At 70.3% G+C, this 16,448-nt stretch carries 19 protein-coding genes; 6 read left to right on the top strand and 13 right to left on the bottom strand.

All coding sequences use genetic code 11. The features are described from left to right. Positions 1-60 precede the first annotated feature (60 nt). The 4 genes from ELQ90_RS09600 to ELQ90_RS09585 all read left to right on the top strand — a co-directional run bounded on the left by ELQ90_RS09600 (position 61) and on the right by ELQ90_RS09585 (position 3,261). Positions 61-333, top strand: a complete 273-nt coding sequence (locus tag ELQ90_RS09600; RefSeq protein WP_128495035.1) for a hypothetical protein — start codon at positions 61-63, stop codon at positions 331-333. A 101-nt stretch (positions 334-434) separates the two neighbouring features. Then, the gene (locus ELQ90_RS09595) at positions 435-896 is read left to right on the top strand and encodes an SRPBCC family protein (RefSeq protein ID WP_128495034.1); all 462 of its coding nucleotides are present in this window, start codon (positions 435-437) and stop codon (positions 894-896) included. Further along, positions 893-2,341: a phytoene desaturase family protein gene (locus ELQ90_RS09590; RefSeq protein WP_128495033.1), complete on the top strand. Its 1,449-nt coding sequence runs from the start codon at positions 893-895 to the stop codon at positions 2,339-2,341. The genes ELQ90_RS09595 and ELQ90_RS09590 overlap by 4 nt, the downstream gene beginning before the upstream one ends. A gap of 86 nt (positions 2,342-2,427) precedes the next feature. Next, positions 2,428-3,261 (top strand): UbiA family prenyltransferase, encoded by an 834-nt coding sequence (locus ELQ90_RS09585; protein WP_128495220.1) that lies wholly within the window; start codon positions 2,428-2,430, stop codon positions 3,259-3,261. A 17-nt stretch (positions 3,262-3,278) separates the two neighbouring features. Here ELQ90_RS09585 and ELQ90_RS09580 read toward each other — a convergent pair whose 3' ends face one another. Beyond that, a complete protein-coding gene (locus ELQ90_RS09580; protein WP_128495032.1) occupies positions 3,279-3,887 on the bottom strand; it encodes a TetR/AcrR family transcriptional regulator in 609 nt (202 codons plus the stop codon). Positions 3,888-3,909: 22 nt separating this feature from the next. On the opposite strand from ELQ90_RS09580, the gene ELQ90_RS09575 reads away from it, so the two are divergent. Next, complete coding sequence (locus tag ELQ90_RS09575) at positions 3,910-5,094, top strand: MFS transporter (RefSeq protein ID WP_128495031.1); 1,185 nt, start codon at positions 3,910-3,912, stop codon at positions 5,092-5,094. Positions 5,095-5,116: 22 nt separating this feature from the next. On the opposite strand, the gene ELQ90_RS09570 is transcribed toward ELQ90_RS09575, so the two are convergent. The 11 genes from ELQ90_RS09570 to ELQ90_RS09520 form a co-directional block, all read right to left on the bottom strand. After that, positions 5,117-6,316, bottom strand: a complete 1,200-nt coding sequence (locus ELQ90_RS09570; RefSeq protein WP_128495030.1) for an FAD-dependent oxidoreductase — start codon at positions 6,314-6,316, stop codon at positions 5,117-5,119. Then, the gene (locus ELQ90_RS09565) at positions 6,313-7,113 is read right to left on the bottom strand and encodes a class I SAM-dependent methyltransferase (RefSeq protein WP_243696104.1); all 801 of its coding nucleotides are present in this window, start codon (positions 7,111-7,113) and stop codon (positions 6,313-6,315) included. Before ELQ90_RS09565 ends, ELQ90_RS09570 begins: the two co-directional genes overlap by 4 nt. Next, the gene (locus ELQ90_RS09560; protein WP_128495029.1) at positions 7,113-8,276 is read right to left on the bottom strand and encodes a type III polyketide synthase; all 1,164 of its coding nucleotides are present in this window, start codon (positions 8,274-8,276) and stop codon (positions 7,113-7,115) included. The genes ELQ90_RS09565 and ELQ90_RS09560 overlap by 1 nt, the downstream gene beginning before the upstream one ends. Before the next feature lie 80 nt (positions 8,277-8,356). Beyond that, positions 8,357-8,719, bottom strand: coding sequence for a VOC family protein (locus ELQ90_RS09555; protein ID WP_128495028.1), 363 nt, complete (start codon positions 8,717-8,719; stop codon positions 8,357-8,359). A 63-nt stretch (positions 8,720-8,782) separates the two neighbouring features. Next, the gene (locus ELQ90_RS09550) at positions 8,783-9,313 is read right to left on the bottom strand and encodes a type 1 glutamine amidotransferase domain-containing protein (protein WP_128495027.1); all 531 of its coding nucleotides are present in this window, start codon (positions 9,311-9,313) and stop codon (positions 8,783-8,785) included. 79 nt (positions 9,314-9,392) lie between these two features. Then, a complete protein-coding gene (locus ELQ90_RS09545; protein ID WP_128495026.1) occupies positions 9,393-9,719 on the bottom strand; it encodes a hypothetical protein in 327 nt (108 codons plus the stop codon). Positions 9,720-9,969: 250 nt separating this feature from the next. Further along, complete coding sequence (locus ELQ90_RS09540; protein WP_128495025.1) at positions 9,970-10,248, bottom strand: hypothetical protein; 279 nt, start codon at positions 10,246-10,248, stop codon at positions 9,970-9,972. Then, entirely contained in the window at positions 10,229-10,663 is a 435-nt protein-coding gene (locus tag ELQ90_RS09535) for a phage holin family protein (RefSeq protein WP_128495024.1), read from the bottom strand. Before ELQ90_RS09535 ends, ELQ90_RS09540 begins: the two co-directional genes overlap by 20 nt. A 104-nt stretch (positions 10,664-10,767) precedes the next feature. Further along, entirely contained in the window at positions 10,768-12,264 is a 1,497-nt protein-coding gene (locus ELQ90_RS09530) for a cytochrome P450 (protein WP_128495023.1), read from the bottom strand. Positions 12,265-12,333: 69 nt separating this feature from the next. Next, complete coding sequence (locus ELQ90_RS09525; RefSeq protein WP_128495022.1) at positions 12,334-13,371, bottom strand: carbohydrate ABC transporter permease; 1,038 nt, start codon at positions 13,369-13,371, stop codon at positions 12,334-12,336. Next, on the bottom strand, positions 13,368-14,315 hold the full coding sequence (locus tag ELQ90_RS09520) for a carbohydrate ABC transporter permease (RefSeq protein WP_128495021.1): 948 nt from the start codon (positions 14,313-14,315) through the stop codon (positions 13,368-13,370). The genes ELQ90_RS09525 and ELQ90_RS09520 overlap by 4 nt, the downstream gene beginning before the upstream one ends. Positions 14,316-14,616: 301 nt before the next feature. On the opposite strand from ELQ90_RS09520, the gene ELQ90_RS09515 reads away from it, so the two are divergent. Further along, positions 14,617-14,787 (top strand): CsbD family protein, encoded by a 171-nt coding sequence (locus ELQ90_RS09515; protein WP_128495020.1) that lies wholly within the window; start codon positions 14,617-14,619, stop codon positions 14,785-14,787. Positions 14,788-15,019: 232 nt separating this feature from the next. Here ELQ90_RS09515 and ELQ90_RS09510 read toward each other — a convergent pair whose 3' ends face one another. Continuing rightward, positions 15,020-16,384 (bottom strand): extracellular solute-binding protein, encoded by a 1,365-nt coding sequence (locus ELQ90_RS09510; RefSeq protein ID WP_128495019.1) that lies wholly within the window; start codon positions 16,382-16,384, stop codon positions 15,020-15,022. Positions 16,385-16,448: the final 64 nt, after the last annotated feature.

Raw genomic sequence — 16,448 nt, 5'->3', positions numbered from 1 at the left:
AGCGCCCGATTGCCGGGGAACGTCCCCGAGCGCAGGGTGTTCCCAACCCGAGGAGCCGCGATGCTCGTGCGCCCCCTGCTCGCCGGCAGGCTGCTCGTCCGCATCCTGTTCTGCGTGAGTGCCGCGGCCTTCACCGTCGTCCTCGTCGCGTCCGGCGTCCTCGGGGTCGCGATGGTTCGGGATGTGATTCCGCAGCTCGGAGCGGTCGGCATCGGTGATCTGCAGCTCGGTCATCTGCTCGGCGTGAGCTGGACCGCGAACACCGCTCTCGTCGCGGGCGTCGGCACCGCGATCGCCGCGCTCGTGATCGTGCGGCGGTCACCCGCACACTGAGCGTGGACCGTTCAGTCGGTTCGATCGCGGTTGCATGCGCGGATGGACGAGCCGCTGTCCACCCCGTGGTCCCCGCCGCCGCCCGCCGCTAGCGTGGAGCCATGTCGACGAACACACGCGTCATGGCCTGCTCACCGGAAGACGTCTTCGGAGTCCTCAACGACGGATGGTTGTTCCCGGTCTGGGTCGTCGGGGCGTCGCGCATGCGTGACGTCGACGACGGGTGGCCACGCACCGGTCACAAGTTGCACCACTCGTTCGGCGTCTGGCCCTTCCTCATCAACGACGAGACGACGGTGCTCGAGTACGACCCGCCGCGGCGCATCGTCGTGCAACCGGCGGGCTGGCCCGTCGGTGAGGCCCGCGTGACGATCGACGTGAAACCCCACCACCGCGGGTGCGTCGTGCGGATCACGGAGAAGGCCGTCAAGGGGCCCGGTTCACTCGTGCCGGCCCCCCTCCTCGACATCCCGCTCTTCTTCCGCAATCGCGAGACGCTGCTCCGCCTCGCGTTCATCGCCGAGGGCAAGGCTGAGAACGGCGACGTCCCGGAGAAGGCATGAGCGACGTCGAGGCCGTCGTCGTCGGTTCGGGCCCCAACGGGCTCGCCGCGGCGGTCACGCTCGCGCGCGCCGGACTCTCGGTCCGAGTGCTCGAGCGCAATGCGACCCTCGGCGGAGGCGCGCGCACTTCCGAGTTGACGCTCCCCGGGTTCCACCACGACGTGTGTTCCGCGGTGCACCCGATGGCGCTCGCGTCGGGGTTCTTCCGTCGTTTCCGTCTGCAGGACCGCATCGACCTGCGGCTGCCCGAGATCTCCTACGCCCACCCCCTCGACGGCGGCCGAGCGGGGATCGCCTATCGCGACATCGACCGGACGGCCGAGGCCCTCGGTCGTGACGGCGACGCCTGGAAGCGACTCATGGGGCCGCTCGCGGCGCACGCCGACGAGGTCGCCCAGTTCACCGGGTCGCCGATCCTGCAGGTGCCGCGTCACCCGATCACGGTCACGCGCTTCGGACTGCGGGCGCTCGAGCAGGGGCTCCCGACGTGGAACGCGCGGTTCCGTGAGGACGTCGCCCCGGCGATGCTGAGCGGGGTCGCCGCGCACTCCATCCGGACGATGCCGAGTCTCTCGACGGCGGCAGCGGCGTTGTCGCTCGGAGCCTACGCGCACGCGCGCGGCTGGCCGGTACCGGTCGGAGGTAGCCAGGCGATCATCGACGCCCTCGCGGACGATCTCCGCGCACACGGCGGTGAGCTCGTCACGGACGTCGAGGTCGCCGACATCGCCGAGCTCGGCGACCCGCGGGTGATGCTCTTCGACACGAGTCCGCGCGCGCTCCTCCGGATCGCCGGCGAGCGCTTCCCCGACGGCTACGCCCGTCGACTCGCGCGGTTCCGGTACGGCAACGCCGCGGCGAAGGTCGACTTCGCCCTCTCGGGTCCCGTGCCCTGGACGAGCCCGGAGCTCCGGCGCGCGGGCACTCTGCACATCGGCGGAACGCGCGCAGAGATCGCTGCGGCGGAGGCGGAGGTCGCCGCAGGGCGGCACAGCCCGACGCCCTACGTGCTCGCGGCCCAGCCCTCGATTCTCGACGAGGGGAGGGCGCCAGCCGGCGCTCACGTGCTGTGGACGTACACGCACGTGCCGCGCGACTCGTCGATCGATCAGACGGAGATCATCACGCGTCAGATCGAGCGGTTCGCCCCGGGGTTCCGCGACCTGGTGCTCGCGTCGTCGAGCAAGACGGCGCAGGACATGGAGGACGACAACCCGAACTACGTCCTCGGCGACATCGCCGCCGGTGAAGCCAGCATGCGTCAGCTCGTCGCCCGACCGGTGCTCTCGTTCGACCCGTGGCGCACTCCGGCACGCGGCGTCTACCTCGCGTCGTCGTCGACGCCGCCGGGCCCCGGAGTGCACGGACTCGCCGGGTGGTACGCGGCGAGGAGCGCCCTCCGTCACGAGTTCGGCATCACGTCCATGCCCGCGCTCGCACCGTGACCCTCGAATCGGACACCCCGGCAGGCGGGAGGGGGTCCCCATCGGCGACCCGCGGCGCGGTCCGTCCCCTCCGGGCCGCACGTCTCCTGCTGCTGTCCTCCCACCCCGGGCCGACGGCCGCCGTGACGGTCCTGTGCCTCGTGCTCGGTCTCGCCATCGGGCTCGAGCCGTGGCGGCTCGTGGTGCTGGGCCTCGCGGTGCTCGCGGGTCAGTTGTCGATCGGGTTCTCCAACGATGCGATCGACGCGGCCCGTGATGCCGAGGTCGGACGCACCGACAAGCCCATCGCGCGCGGCGACATCGGTCGCCGCGCCGTCGCGATCGCGGCCGCGGTGGCCCTCGTGATCGCCCTCGCCCTCTCCGCCGTCCTCGGTCTCGGCATGCTCGTGGCCCACACGATCGTGATCGCGGGCGGCTGGCTCTACAACGCGTGGCTGAAGCGGACGGCACTCTCGGTCGTGCCGTTCATCGTGAGTTTCGGAACGGTGCCGTCCCTCGCGACGCTGTCCGCTCCCGACCCGGCGGCGGCCGCGCTCTGGGCCAGTGCGACGGGCGCGATCCTCGGCATCTCCATCCACTTCACGAACGCGCTCCCGGATCTCGCGGACGATCGACGTACCGGTGTCCGCGGGTTGCCGCACCGCCTCGGGCGCCGTGCCGCCGGCGCCGTCGCGTTCGCGGCGCTCGCGACCGGAGCCGTCATCGTGCTCGTCGGACCCACGGTCGGCGGCTTCGCGGCGACGAGGCCTCCCGGAGTGGTGGAACTCGTCGGCTTCGCGGCGACGATCGGGATCGCCGTCGTCGGTCTCGTGCTCGCCCTGCGGAGGCCGGCGCACCGCGTGCTCTTCCGCCTCGTGATGGCGGCGGGTCTGCTCATCGCGATCCAGCTCACCCTCGGCGGCGTCCGCCTCGTCGGCTGATCCTCGGGTCCCGCCCCTCAGCGCGCGGAGGCGATGAGGACGCGGGCGATGCCGCGGGCCGTGTCCGTGCGGTGGCCCGGCTCCCGGAGTCGCATCGCGAGGTCGCCCGTGACGAGGAGGAGCAGTTCGTCACCGAGGCGTGACGCTCGGTGATCGGTACCGTCGTCCGGTCGCCGGCGATCATCCCGGGATCGCGGGGCCACGAGTGGAGCGGCGAGGTTGCGGAGCCGGGACCGCAATGCGTCGGAGTCGCGACGGACGGCCTCGGCGACCTCGGGCGGAGCATCACCGTACTCGGCCGCCGTGCCGAGGAAGGCGCACCAGCGGGACCCGATCGGGCGGTCCCGGAAGTCGTCGAGGGCGTCGAAGACCGCGAGCGCGCGCTCCTCGTCGTCGGCCGCGCGTGCGATCGCCGCATCCCACGTCTCGATCCATTCGAGGTGGCGACGCTCGAGAGCGGCGGCGACGAGGGCTTCCTTGCTGGGGAAGCCCCGATAGAGCGTCGCCGCGGAGACGCCCGCGCGCTCGATCACGGCGTCGATCGGGGTCGCGGCGATGCCGCGCGTGAAGAAGAGGTCGTCTGCCGCATCGAGGAGTCGCTGCTCGGTGCTCTCGCGGATCGCCATGACAGCACCCTAGACTACCAAAGTGAAACGAGCGTTTTTGTTTGGCGAGGCCGCCCCGATGGTCCTCGTCGCAGCGGGGACCGGTCTCATCGCCGCGACCTACGGTCTGATCCGGCTCGCGTACGGTCTCCTCCTCCCGGACGTGCGCGGGGACCTCCCGCTCGGCCTCGACGTCGCGGGCGCCATCTCCGGAGGGGCATCGGTCGTCTACTGCGTCGGTGCGCTCGTCGGATTCCTCGCCGCGGCGAAGTACCCCCGGATGCTCGTCCTCGTCGCGACCGGCTCGGCCGGGCTCGGAGCGGCGGGAATGGCGATCGCCCCGACGGCGACCCTCTTCGGGGTCGCCGCCGTCGTGAGCTCGGCCGGCGCGGGGATCGCGTCTCCAGCGCTCGTCGCTCTCCTCGGCCGGAATCTCTCGGGCCGCTCCCTGCCGCGGTTCCAAGCCGTGGTCAACGCGGGAACGGGGCCGGGGCTCGCCGTCGCCGGGATCCTCGCGCTCGTGCTGCTGCCGCACTGGCGAGCCGCGTGGTGGGTCTCGACCGCCGTCACCCTCGTGGTCGGCGTCGTCGTGGTCCTCGCGGATCGCGGATCCGCGGCCGGCCCGACCACGACCCGGCCGTCGGAGCACGGCGGGCTGCCGCCGCGGTCCTGGTATCGGGCCCACGCCCGGGTCATCGTCGCTGCCCTCCTCATGGGATTCGGATCGGCGGCCGTCTGGACCTACACGCGTACGGTCCTCATCGAATCGGGGGCCGGCGAGACCGTCTCCGTCGTCGCGTGGATCGCCCTCGGCGCCGGCGGGGCCGTCGTCATCGTCTCCTCGCGCTGGACGAACGGCGTCCCCCCGTCGCGGATGTGGGCCATGACCGCCGCGCTCATCGCGATCGCATCTGCGGCGATCGGCGCCGGCTCGGCGCGATCAGCGCTCGTGCTCGTCGCGTGCGTCGCGTTCGGTTGGGCCTACACGGCGGGGAGCGGGGCACTCATCGGCTGGACGGCGCAGATCGATGCAGCTCGCGCTCCGACGGGCACGGCCCTGCTCTTCGTCGTCCTCATCCTCGGGCAGGCCGTGGGAGCCGTCGTGGCGGGACTCCTCGTCGTCGCCGGCGGCTACCCGCTGGCCTTCCTCGTGGCGGGGGCCGCGAGCGCGGGCGCCGCGGTGCTTGCTTTCGTGCGGGCGTCGACCGCACGGAACGCCGGAGAATAGCCGGAATCCAACGAGAGGGTGCTCAGTCGCCGCCCATCGCGTAGACGCGAGCGAGCCGCGCCCCCTTCGTCCCCGCGACGGCGCGCGCGAGCACGAGCCCGCGCGCCCTGACGCCCGCTGCGGAACCGGGTGCGCTCAGGGCCATGTTGAACTCCGCCTGCCGTGCCGCCGAGACGGCCGCCGTGCGCCGCTCGCGGCTCCACCTGGCGAGACCGTCACCGTCACCGTCACCACGCAGGAGGTCGACGACGACGGGCACGAGGGCCGCGACGTCGAGCCAGCCGAGATTCATGCCCTGGCCGCCGATGGGGCTGATCTCGTGCGCCGCGTCGCCCACGACGGCGACCCGGCTCCCGACCGCGAAGCGCTCGGCGATGGACCGGCGCACTCCGAAGGCGCTCACCATCGTGGCCGTCGCCGGATCGAGGACGACGCCCGTTCGCGTCGCGACGAGGCGCGCGAGGACGTCCGGCCCGGCATCCGGGAGGAGCACGGGCGTGTGCGCCACGAAGCGACGGACGTCGCCGGGGAGCGGGAAGGATTCGACGACGCCGTCGGGGGTGAGGGTGACGACGGCGTCGTCGCCGTCCCGAGTGGGGTCGGCCACGTCGCCCATGAGGTAGCGATCACGGTACGCGCGCCCGCTCGTCCGGATGCCCAGGCGACGACGCGCGGGGCTGTCGGGTCCGTCGGCGACCACGACGAATCGCGCACGGGTCTGCGTCGTCTCCCGGCTCCGCTGCTGCTCCCGTGACGAGCCGGCGCGATCCGAGTGCTCGCCGCGGACCGTCACCCCGCGCGGGTCGGGTGCGACACCGACGACCTCGACGCCGTAGCGGACGGCGGGCGCGCCGGCTCCGCGCGCCGTGTCCTCGAGGATCGCCTCGGTGCGGTGCTGCGGGAGCGTCGCAACGAAGGGGAAGCGCCGCGAGACCCCGTCGAACGACACCGTGCCGACGTGTCGCGGCCGCACTCCGGTGCCGATCACGGGCGCGATGCGCGCGTGCCCGCGGCGGACCATGACGGCTTCGGCGAGCAGCGGTTCCGCCGCACCGACGTCGTCGAGGGCAGCGAGCGCGGGGGCGTGCACGCCGATCGCGCGCGAGAGCATCGCTCGATCGCTGCGCTTCTCCCAGACCTCGACCTCGAGACCCGCGCGGGCGAATGCGGCGGCGGCGAACAGGCCCGCCGCTCCGGCACCGATCACGAGCACGTCGATCACGCCGGCGTCCTCCCGGGCGAGGAGGGCGTCGCCTCCGTCGGGTGCGCGTCGAACACGGCGAGGACGCGGAACGGCGCGTGCTGCTCGACCCGCCAGCCGGTCGGGACGACGCGCGCGAGCTCCGGTGCCGTGTAGCTGCGGCGGATGGAGCGCAGTCCATCGGTGCGGAGGAAGGATCCGGGTGCGATCGGGGTGATGCCGACCTGGTACCCGGCGTAGGCGATTCGGCCGCGCTCGATGTCGTTGTGGATGACGAGATGGCGCGCGAGTACCGCCGAGTCATGGAGGACGTTGTCGAGCGCCGAGGAATCGAGGTGGTGGAGCACGTGGTTCGAGATCACGAGGTCGTACCTCTCGCCGCGCGACACGAGGTCGGCACTGCCCTCGCGGCGGAAGGCGACTCCCGGAGGCACTCGCCGACGCGATGCGAACGCGAACGCGCGCTCGTCGGGATCGATCCCGGTGATCGTGAGGTCGATGCCGTCCTTCCGCGCCCAGTGCGCGAGCGCGAGGGGGAGGTCGCCGCCCCCGAAGCCGATGTCGAGGATCGACAGGGGCGAACCCGTGGAGGAGCGGACGTGCCGGGCGAGCGGGCGGATCCTGGTGCGGTAGACGCCGCGCCAGCCCGAGACGAGTCGATTGACGAGTCCGAACCGGGCGTAGGTGCGGTCGAGGGCGACGGGGTCGCACTGCGGATCGTCCATGAGCTCGGTCAGGTCGGCGGCGCGCTCGCGCAGGCTCGGCCGGTCTCGGGGACCACCTCGAGCCCCGGCCGAACGCGACGCCGGATCCATCATCAGCTCCGACGCGTCATCATGGCGGACTCGACGGTGAGGCCAGGCCCGAACGCCATCGCGCAGACGCGCTCGGCGTCACCCGTGCGGTCGGCGGCGGAGCCCTCGTCGTGGAGGATCGAGCGCAGGATGAACAGGACGGTCCCGCTCGACATGTTGCCCACCGATCGGAGCACCTCTCGTGACGGTGCCAGTTGGCTGTCGTCGAGGCGGAGTGTCGATTGCACGCGGTCGAGGATGCTCCGGCCGCCGGGGTGGATGGCCCACCGCTCGATCGACCCGGACGGGTCGGCGACCGCGCCGTCGACGGTGCCGAGCACCGGGGCGAGGGCGGCCTCGATCGAGCGCCCGATGATCTGCGGGACGTAGCTGCTCAGGACCATCTCGAAACCGTGGTCCGAGATCGTCCAGGCCATGTCGGCCTCTCCGTCGCTCGTGATCGTCGTGGAGAAGTGGTCGAGTTCGAGGGAGGGACCGGCGCCGCCGTCCTCGCGGGCCGTGATGATCGCGGCGGCCGCCCCGTCGGCGAACACCGAGGAGGCGACGATGGCATCGGGGTCGTCCGACGATCGGATGTGGAGGGTGCAGAGCTCGACGCACACGACGAGGACCACGGCGTCGGGATCCGCGGCGCAGAACTGCGCCGCGGACCGGAGCGCGGGGAAGGCGCCGTAGCAGCCCATGAATCCGAGGTGGTAGCGCTGGGTGTCGACGCCGAGTCCGAGCGCGCGGACGAGCCGGTAGTCCGGGCCTGGAGCGAAGAAACCCGTGCAGGACACGGTCACGACGTGGGTCACATCGGACGGGTCGAACCCGGAGGAGTCGAGCGCGTCTCGCGCCGCGCCGATGAGCAGGGGAGGCGCCTCGCGCGTGTAGACGTCATTGCGGACTCCCGTCCCCGGGTTGAGGATGAGGCCGGATTCGCGGGAGTAGAAGGTCGGCGGCCCGTCGTCATCGTCGCATCGCCCTGTCGCGGCGCCGGGATCGGCGAGTTCGGCGATGACGGTGTGGCGCGTGTCGATCGCGGACGCGTCGAACGCGGCTCCGATGAGTCGTTGTGCGAGGCGGGAGGTGCCGGGCTGGCTTCGGAAGATGTCGCGCACCGATTCCTGGGAGATCACGGTGTCCGGCACCCGGGTTTCGATGGAGCGGATACGGGCGGGCATGATGTCAGGCTAACCACGACCGGCCGGTCGACGGTGCCCCTGTCGATCTCCAGGTTCGGGGGCTACGGTGCCGCGCCCTCTCACTCCCAGCACAGACAGAACGGGTGCCCGGACGGGTCCGCGTACACCTGGAATCCCTCGGCGGCGTCGAGATCGTCCGCTCGCTTGAGAAGCCGCGCCCCGGCGGCCATGACCTCGTCGTGAGCGGAGCGGATGTCGTCGACGACGAGGTCGAGGTGGATCTGCTGCGGCTCGCCGTCCGGCCAGCGCGGCGGGACGTGGTCGGGCGCCAGTTGGAACGCGAGACGCTGCTCGCCGTCGACCGACAGCGAGTGCCAGTCGTCGTCACGCTCGACCGTGCCGCCGGTGATCTCGGCCCAGAACGAGCTCTCCGCCTCGAGATCGTCCGTGTCGAAGACGACGGACATGCGTGTGATCTTCATCCCGCTCACTCTCCCATCGTTCGGAGGCGACGTCGCGGGCCCGCGTCGTCGCCCCGGCCGAGCTCAGTCCGTCGAGGCGATCGCACCCGTGAACGCGGGCAGGTCCTCGGGCGAACGCGACGTGATGAGCGTCCAGCCGCCCTCGGAGTCGGTGACGAGCTCCTGGTCGGTCCACGTCGCACCGGCGTTCCGCAGGTCGGTCTGGAGGCTCGCCCACGAGGTCAGGTTCTTGCCCTCGGCGAGACCGGCCTCGACGAGGAGCCACGGGCCGTGGCAGATCGATGCGATGGTCTTTCCGCCGCTCGCGAATGCGCGAGCGAGGTCCACGGCGGTGGACTCCTGGCGGAGGTTGTCGGCGTTGATCGTGCCGCCCGGGACGACGAGCAGATCGAAGGAGCCGGCGTCGACCGCGGCGATGGTCGTGTCGGGGGAGACGGACTCGCCGGGGTCCTTGTCGCCGACGAGGGTCTGGATGGGGTCGGTCGAGACGGCCGCGACGGTCACATCGATACCGGCATCACGGAGAGCCGCGAGCGGCTTCGTGAGCTCGTCCTGCTCGACTCCGTAGTTGGTGGTGATGATGAGAGCGCTCATCGGTGTCCTCCTCGTGTCGTCGTATGGGTAGTGGAGCGTGCGTCGGGCTCCGTGCGGGCCGACGGTGGCGTGTGCCGGGTCAGACGAGCGAGCGGGCGGCTCGCGTGACGTCGAGCGACTGGGCGACCTCGACGGCGCGGTCGTAGTGCTCGCCGGAGAGGGCGACGTAGACGCGGCCGACGTGCTCGACGAACCCCAGAACCCGGTCGTCGCGCATGACGCGGAGGAGGCTCGGCGAGACGCGGTCGAGGACGAGTTCCTCGTGCGCGACCGTCTCGACGACCCCCGCGCGGATGAGCGTGCTGTGCGTGCTGACCGATCGTGTCGTCGACTCCGGTGTCGTGCGTGCGGCGGCCGCGCGTGCTCGCCCGGCGGCGGTCCGCGTGGAATGGATGTCCAGTGTCATGGTGCTGTTCCCCTTCAGACGCGCCGTCGTGCGTGCGTGCGTCGCCGTCGGCGCCGGTGTGCGGCCGGTGCCGGTTCGTCCGGTCCGTCGCGTCGGCGGAGGACCTCTCGCGGGGGATCCTCCTCGATCGCCCGCTCTTCAACGCTAGGGGTCACCCCGTTGGGGGGTCAGCACCTTGACAGCCGGAGGGGAGCCGACTAGCCGGTGGCGTACGCCGGTAGGACGACGGTCGTGCGGCCACGCCGATGCGTCAGCGGCCCCGGGACCGGACGGTGAGGAAGACGGTGAGGGCGGCGACCGCCGTGCAGGCGATCACGATCGCGACGACGGGAGCCGGTTGCTCGGTCACGCGTGTCCGGACCCGGGCGGAGATCTCCCGCCAGCGGTGGGTCAGATCGAACTTCTCCTCGATGGCGTCGAGCGTCGCGGCGAATTCCTCACGCGCCTGCTCGACGGCGTCGGTCGCGTCCGCCAGGGACTCGGCACCGTCATGGGCGTCGGGAGAGTCGTCAGCGTTTGGCGCTGTCATACTCGCCCTCGCCCTTGAACGCGCGCACGTCTGCCTTGACGTTCTCGACGGCCTCGGTCGGGACGGGCGGAACGCCCGTCTTGAGGGCCTTGAGGCCGATGAGGGCGAGCACGATCACGATGATCAGCACGACACCGCCGACGATGAGCGCCGACGCCCACGCCGGGAGCACGAGTGACAAGGCCATGATGGCCGCAGCGAGGATGATCTGCAGGAAGATGATGCCGAGGATCGCGGCACCGATGAGGAGGCCGACACCGACTCCCGCCGACTTCAGCTTGGTCGTCATCTCCTGCTTCGCGAGTTGGATCTCGCCGCGGATGAGTCGCGAGATGAGCTCGGGCAGCCGCCCGATGAGGGAGCCGAGCGACGTGTCTCGGAGGCTCTGGCGATCGTCGGTGGAGCGTGTGGACATGGTCGGTCCTCTCGTCGATGATCCGGTGTCGGGTTCCATGCTCCCGTGCCGGAGGGGAGAACGACAAACGGCCGGTGCGCCGTTTCCCGCTCGGAAGGCAGGCCCTATACTCCCGGCGCGCCGTGGCCGGGTCGCTGCGCCGGAGCGCCTCGTCTCGACGGTCCCCTCGAGCCCGCGCGGGTCGGGCGGAGCGATCCGCTCCGTGCGCGAGCCGGTGGCAGGAGCCCGATCCGGAAGCCGCTCTTCGGCAGAGCGGGGAAGTGGTTGAGAGCGATGCTCAGGTCCTGTTCCGGCAGGTAGTAGTCGAGCCGCGCGAGTTCGAGCACGGCCGTCTGCATGAGGGCGACCGTCGCACGTTCTCCGGGGCAGCGGTGTCCCGTCGACACGTCGCCGGCGCCTTGCGGGACGAGCGTGAACGGGTCGCCGTCCCAATCGCGGAAGCGGTCAGGGCGGAAGACCGTCGAGTCGCCCCAGATGCGTTCGTCGTGATTCGTCGCGTAGAGATCGAGCAGCACCCAGTCACCCTCCGCGAAGGAGCGGTCCCGCCACTCGAAGTCCCGCAATGCGCGACCGCCGACGACGGGGAAGAAGGGATAGCACCGGCGCACCTCGTGGGTGAGGAGGAGCGCGTCCCGGTCGGGTGAGGCCCCCGAGCGGAGGCGTCGCCGCCAACCCGGCCAACGATTCATCGCGTGCGCGCCGAACACGATGAAGCGCGCGACCGCGACGGTCGGTCGCAGCACGTTGAGGAGCTCGACGGCCGCGACCTCGACCGGGAGCAGCTCGCCGTCGTCGCCGGTCGCGGTCGCCAGACGCCGGACCGGTGACTGGCGCGCGTCCGCCGGCGAGTTCTTCCGCCCCGTCCGACGCAAGCGCGCCGCTTCGCGCCTCTCGAGCGCGAGCACATCGCGCGCCCAGCGCTCCGCACGACGGCGGTGGCCCCTCGCAAGCCAGTTGGCCGGGCCGAACGAGCCGGCGTTGTCGATCATCGCGATCAGGTCGGCTCGGAGCCGCTCGACGTCGACGGTCGACGGAGCGATGCCGACCCAGCGCAGGGCCGTGCGCGTGAGGATCATCGTGAGTTCGTCGTGGAGCACGACCTCGCCCGTCCAACTCCGGACGGCTCGCGACCACTCGTTGCGGTAGACGCTCTGCAGATCCTCGATCGCCCCGTCGTCCATGAGGAGCTCGACGAAGAGGGACTTCCGCCGGCGATGTGACGCCCCCGTGAGCGACTGGACGCTGCCCTCGTCCTGGAGGAGGTGCATGACGGACGTGGGCATGGCGCGTTCTCGCCCGAAGCGCTCGCCGTCGTAGAACATCTGCGCGGCGTCGGCGCCGTAGACGACGGTCGCGGGCCGGAGCATGAGCCGGGTGTCGAAGACGTCCGTCCCGGCGCGTTGGAAGCGGTGCCGCCCGAAGAGGTAGCCCTCGGCCAACAGGGCGACGGAGCCGTCGGCGATGGGGGTCCTGTCCCGTTGGCCTCGACGGGCGAACAGGCGGAGGCCGCCGCCGCGGAACCGTCGACTCCCGACGACCTCTCGATCTCCCGCGTCCCTGCTCTGTCCGTCGTCCCGGCCGCGCCCCTCGTCCTGATTCATGTCGGCAGCCTCCTCTGGAGTGCCGCCGCCCTCAAGCGCTTGACAGTGTCGGCGGCACAGAGAAGGGGCTCAGCCCTTGCGGGCCTGGGTCGCGACGCCCTCGATGAAGTAGCGCTGACCGAATGCGAACAGGATCAGCATGGGGATCGTGACGATGACGCTCGCGACCATCACGTATTGATAGTCGCCGTGACCGCCGTTCGTGGGACTGAACGTCGTCATCGCGTACGAGATGCCGAGCGGCACGGTGAAGCCCTCGACGCTTCCCGCGTTGAGGTAGATGAGCGCGCCCTGCAGGTTGTTCCAGCTGGCCTGGAACTCGAAGAGGAAGATGATGACGAACGACGGGATCGACAGCGGCAGGGCGATCCTCCGGAACAGCCCGAAGTAGCTCGCGCCGTCGAGGCGCGCCGCCTCGAACAGCTCCTTCGGCAGGCCGAGGAAGAACTGCCGCTGCAGGAAGATGTAGAACGCCGAGCCGAAGAGGTTGGCCGCGAACAGCGGGAGCGACGTGCCGAGGAGCCCGAGGTTCTTCCAGATGAGGTATTGCGGCACCATCGTCACGGCTCCCGGCAGCATCATGGTCGCGAGGACGAGGCCGAAGAGCAGCCCGCGCCCCGGGAAGCGGAAGTAGGCGAAGCCGAAGGCGACGAGCGAACTCGAGATCGCGACGAACGCCGCGGCGAGCAGGGCGATGACGAGGCTGTTGAAGATCCAGGAGAACAGCGGCAGCTGGTTCCAGACCTCGGCGTAGTTGCCGGGAAGGATCGTGTTGGGGATGAGTCGGTTGTCGAAGACCTCCCCGCGCGGCTTGAGGCTCGCCGAGACGAGCCACACGAACGGGTAGAGGAACAGGGCGCTGAAGCCCGCGAGGAGGACCCAGAGCACGCCCTTGAGGACCCGCCGACGCGTCCGGTACCGGCGGTCGCCCGCGAACCGGCGCTCGGCGCTGGCCGGTCCGGCCTGTCGCTCCGAGAGTTCAGCGTCGAACTCGGGCGGGAGGGTCGCGAGGGGTCCGCTGTCGAGCGAGACGCCGCCGCCGTCCGGGCGAGCACCGTCGATTTCGCCCGGTCCGCGCCCGGTCGTCGTTCCGGTCGATGCGCTCATCGGTTGTCCCCCTCGTAGTACACGAATCGGTTGCTGACCTTCACCTGCACGAGCGTGATGAGCAGGATGATGACGAACAGCAGCCACGCCATCGCGGCCGCGAAGCCGAAGTTGAACTGACGGAACGCCTGCTGGAAGAGGTAGACGCCGTAGAAGAGCGACGATTCCGGCGACGCGTTCGTCTGGTCGCGCCAGAAGAGCAGGTACGCCTGGTCGAACACCTGCAGCGCCGCGATCGTCAGGACGATGACGTTGAAGAAGATCGCGCCCGAGATCATCGGAACCGTGATCGAGAAGAACTGGCGGACCGGGCCGGCCCCGTCGAGCGCGGACACCTCGTACAGCTCGACGGGCACGTTCTTGAGAGCGGCGAGGAAGATGACCATGGTACCGGCGACGCCCCACAGCGTCATGAGCACGATGGACGGCTTCACCCAGTCGGGATCGATGAGCCACTGCGGGCCCTCGATTCCGAAGATGCGGAGGAACTGGTTGATCGCGCCGGTGTTGCCGTTGAGCAGCAGGAGGAACATCGCCGCCGTCGCGACGGTCGGCGTCATCCGCGGCAGGTAGAAGACCGTGCGGAAGAAGCCCGCGCCGCGGCCGACCCGGTTGAGCACGAAAGCGAGCAGGAGCGCGAAGGCGATCTCGAACGGCACGGCGAGGATCGCGTAGAAGAGGGTGTTGCCGAGCGAGAGGGCGACCTTCGGGTCCTCGAAGAGGCCGGCGTAGTTGTCGAAGCCGGTGGGGGCGATCTCTCCCGTCGCGAGGTTGTAGTCGCTCATGGAGATGGCGAGGCTGTAGCCCATCGCTCCGGCGGTGAACACGAGGAAGCCGATGATCCACGGGCTGATGAACAGGTAGCCGGCGATCGCTTCCCTCTTGTTGTACGTGCGCACCCGGATCTCGGAGACCGGGGTGTGCTGTGATCGCGTCTGCGTCATCGTGATGGTGCACCCTCCTCGAAGCGACCCCGGCAGCGCCGAGGTCCCGATCGGACGTTAGGGCCCGAGAAGCGACTCGTTCAACACATTGCTTTCCGAGGAGAAGCGTGCTTCGCCGACTGCTCCTCCCGATTGTCAAGGGGATGATTCTTCGAGAAGCGCTTCTCTCGCGGTGCGGTTGCTGCGGGCTCTAAGCGCTCATCTGCGATTGCGCAAGGGGACGCCCGCCCGCCCCCTTCGGCGTACCGTCGCTGCCACGTCGGGAATCCCACCGGCGGTCGAACCATCGAAGGGAGATCACATGGGTGCTGACGACAAGGTGGAGAACACCACCGAGAAGCTTGCCGGCAAGGCCAAGGAGGCTTTCGGCCACGCGACGAACGACGACGAGAAGGTCGCCGAGGGTCGTGGGGACCAGTCGAAGGCCGACCTGAAGCAGGCCGGCGAGAACGTCAAGGACGCCTTCAAGTAAGCAGACGACCACGAACGGAAGGGCCTGGGAGCATCGCTCCCGGGCCCTTCCCGCGTCTCCGCCGGCGTCCGAGCTCAGCAAGTGTGGTGCCGTTGTCCCGGTCCGCCCCCGCTTCGGTCCTGAACTCGTCGAAGGGTCCTGCGCTTCGAATGGCGCAACGATCGAGGGCCGCACCCGGCAACGGACGAGCCCGGCGCACCGCGCCGGGCTCGTCGTGAGCGGAAGCCGCTGGTCAGCCGACGGCCTGGTCGTAGGCCCGCATCGCGGCCTTCTGGGCGTCGGCGAGAGCGTCCTCCGGGGTCTTGTCTCCGAGGAGCACCGACTGGACCGCGTTGTTCAACTCCGCTTCGATCTGCTGACCGGCGGGCGATGCGCCGAACGTCTCGCCGTTCTCCACGGCGTCGTAGTAGGTCGAGATGGTCTGGTCGAAACCGGCGTTGCCGCTCTCGCCCACGTACTGCTCACGCACGAAGGTGTCGGCCTCGGGCGACCCCGTGAAGAGTCCGGCGTTGATCGCACCGGGCGTCTCCTCGAGGGTCGCCGCACGGGCTTCGCCCGCCGCCTTCCATGCATCGAGGCTCGTGAGCTCGAGAGCCCACGAGCACGCGGCGTCGGGGTTCTTCGCGTTCGCCGGGATGACGAAGGCCTGCCCGCCGGCGACGGCGAAGGGTTCGCCGTCGCCCCCGCGGAACGGCACGGCCGAGATGTCGAGGGAGTCGACATACGGGCTCAGGACGTTCACGTACCACTGGGCGTTGACCTGCGCGCCGACCTGGTCGGCGACGAACTGGTTGTTCTCACCGAACGTGTCGAACGAGTCCGTGAAGCTCTTGACCTTCGCGTAGCCGCCCTGCGCGTCGGTGATGCTCTTGAGCAGCTCGAGACCCGCGATGTTCGACTCGTCGTCGAGCGTCGGCCTGCCGTCCTCCACGAGGGTTCCGCCCGCGCCGAGGATCCAGAGACCGGCCTGCCCGCCGGCGACGGGGTCGAAGCCGATGAGCGTCGGGTTGCCGCCGCTCTCCTGGTACATCTTCTCGATCGCGCCGAGGAGGACGTCGGGCTTCGATGTGTCGATCTCCTCCGGTGTGACACCCGCGGCTTCGAGGACGCGGTTGTTCAGGATGATGGCCGGCGGCTGGTAGAACTGCGGCACTCCCCAGACGCCGTCGTCGTAGGTGACGTCGTCGAGCACCGACTCGTAGTAGGTCGACGCGGGGTCGACGTCGTGTGCGGAGAAACACTCGTCGAGGGGCATGATGAGCCCTTGCGAGGCGTACGTCGCGACGAAGCGGCGGTCCATCTGCACGACGTCGGGCACGTTGCCGCCCGCGACGCGCGTCGTGAACTTCTGAGCGTCGAACGACGTCTGATCGATTTTGACCTCGACGTCGCCGAGCTGCTCGGCCGCGTAGTCGAGCCGCGACGTGCCCACGTCGTCGGCGTTCTCGAACCCCCACGCGTTGAGCGTGCCGGTGGCCTCGGTTCCGAACGAGGCGTCCCCGCCTCCCGTTCCGCCGCTGCCCGAGCTGCAGGCGCTCATGGCGGCGACCGTGGCGACGGCTCCGACCGCCACGAGCGAGCGAGTGAATTTCCTCATGACTTCCCTTTCCTTCTGCCGCCGTGCGCGACGAACGCGTGTTCGCTCCGGTGAACGACGACGG

The sequence above is a fragment of the Labedella phragmitis genome, from assembly GCF_004078635.1.
Taxonomy (GTDB): domain Bacteria; phylum Actinomycetota; class Actinomycetes; order Actinomycetales; family Microbacteriaceae; genus Labedella; species Labedella phragmitis.
Note: the sequence above shows the minus strand (reverse complement) of the source record. Positions and strands in the feature narration are given on the sequence as shown.

Bases quoted from the DNA above. Each gene is read 5' to 3' on its own strand.
- ELQ90_RS09600 (WP_128495035.1), top strand. From the start codon at position 61: ATGCTCGTGCGCCCCCTGCTCGCCGGCAGGCTGCTCGTCCGCATCCTG.
- ELQ90_RS09595 (WP_128495034.1), top strand. From the start codon at position 435: ATGTCGACGAACACACGCGTCATGGCCTGCTCACCGGAAGACGTCTTC.
- ELQ90_RS09590 (WP_128495033.1), top strand. From the start codon at position 893: ATGAGCGACGTCGAGGCCGTCGTCGTCGGTTCGGGCCCCAACGGGCTC.
- ELQ90_RS09580 (WP_128495032.1), bottom strand. From the start codon at position 3,887: ATGGCGATCCGCGAGAGCACCGAGCAGCGACTCCTCGATGCGGCAGAC.
- ELQ90_RS09565 (WP_243696104.1), bottom strand. From the start codon at position 7,113: ATGATGGATCCGGCGTCGCGTTCGGCCGGGGCTCGAGGTGGTCCCCGA.
- ELQ90_RS09560 (WP_128495029.1), bottom strand. From the start codon at position 8,276: ATGCCCGCCCGTATCCGCTCCATCGAAACCCGGGTGCCGGACACCGTG.
- ELQ90_RS09555 (WP_128495028.1), bottom strand. From the start codon at position 8,719: ATGAAGATCACACGCATGTCCGTCGTCTTCGACACGGACGATCTCGAG.
- ELQ90_RS09550 (WP_128495027.1), bottom strand. From the start codon at position 9,313: ATGAGCGCTCTCATCATCACCACCAACTACGGAGTCGAGCAGGACGAG.
- ELQ90_RS09545 (WP_128495026.1), bottom strand. From the start codon at position 9,719: ATGACACTGGACATCCATTCCACGCGGACCGCCGCCGGGCGAGCACGC.
- ELQ90_RS09540 (WP_128495025.1), bottom strand. From the start codon at position 10,248: ATGACAGCGCCAAACGCTGACGACTCTCCCGACGCCCATGACGGTGCC.
- ELQ90_RS09535 (WP_128495024.1), bottom strand. From the start codon at position 10,663: ATGTCCACACGCTCCACCGACGATCGCCAGAGCCTCCGAGACACGTCG.
- ELQ90_RS09530 (WP_128495023.1), bottom strand. From the start codon at position 12,264: ATGAATCAGGACGAGGGGCGCGGCCGGGACGACGGACAGAGCAGGGAC.
- ELQ90_RS09525 (WP_128495022.1), bottom strand. From the start codon at position 13,371: ATGAGCGCATCGACCGGAACGACGACCGGGCGCGGACCGGGCGAAATC.
- ELQ90_RS09520 (WP_128495021.1), bottom strand. From the start codon at position 14,315: ATGACGCAGACGCGATCACAGCACACCCCGGTCTCCGAGATCCGGGTG.
- ELQ90_RS09515 (WP_128495020.1), top strand. From the start codon at position 14,617: ATGGGTGCTGACGACAAGGTGGAGAACACCACCGAGAAGCTTGCCGGC.
- ELQ90_RS09510 (WP_128495019.1), bottom strand. From the start codon at position 16,384: ATGAGGAAATTCACTCGCTCGCTCGTGGCGGTCGGAGCCGTCGCCACG.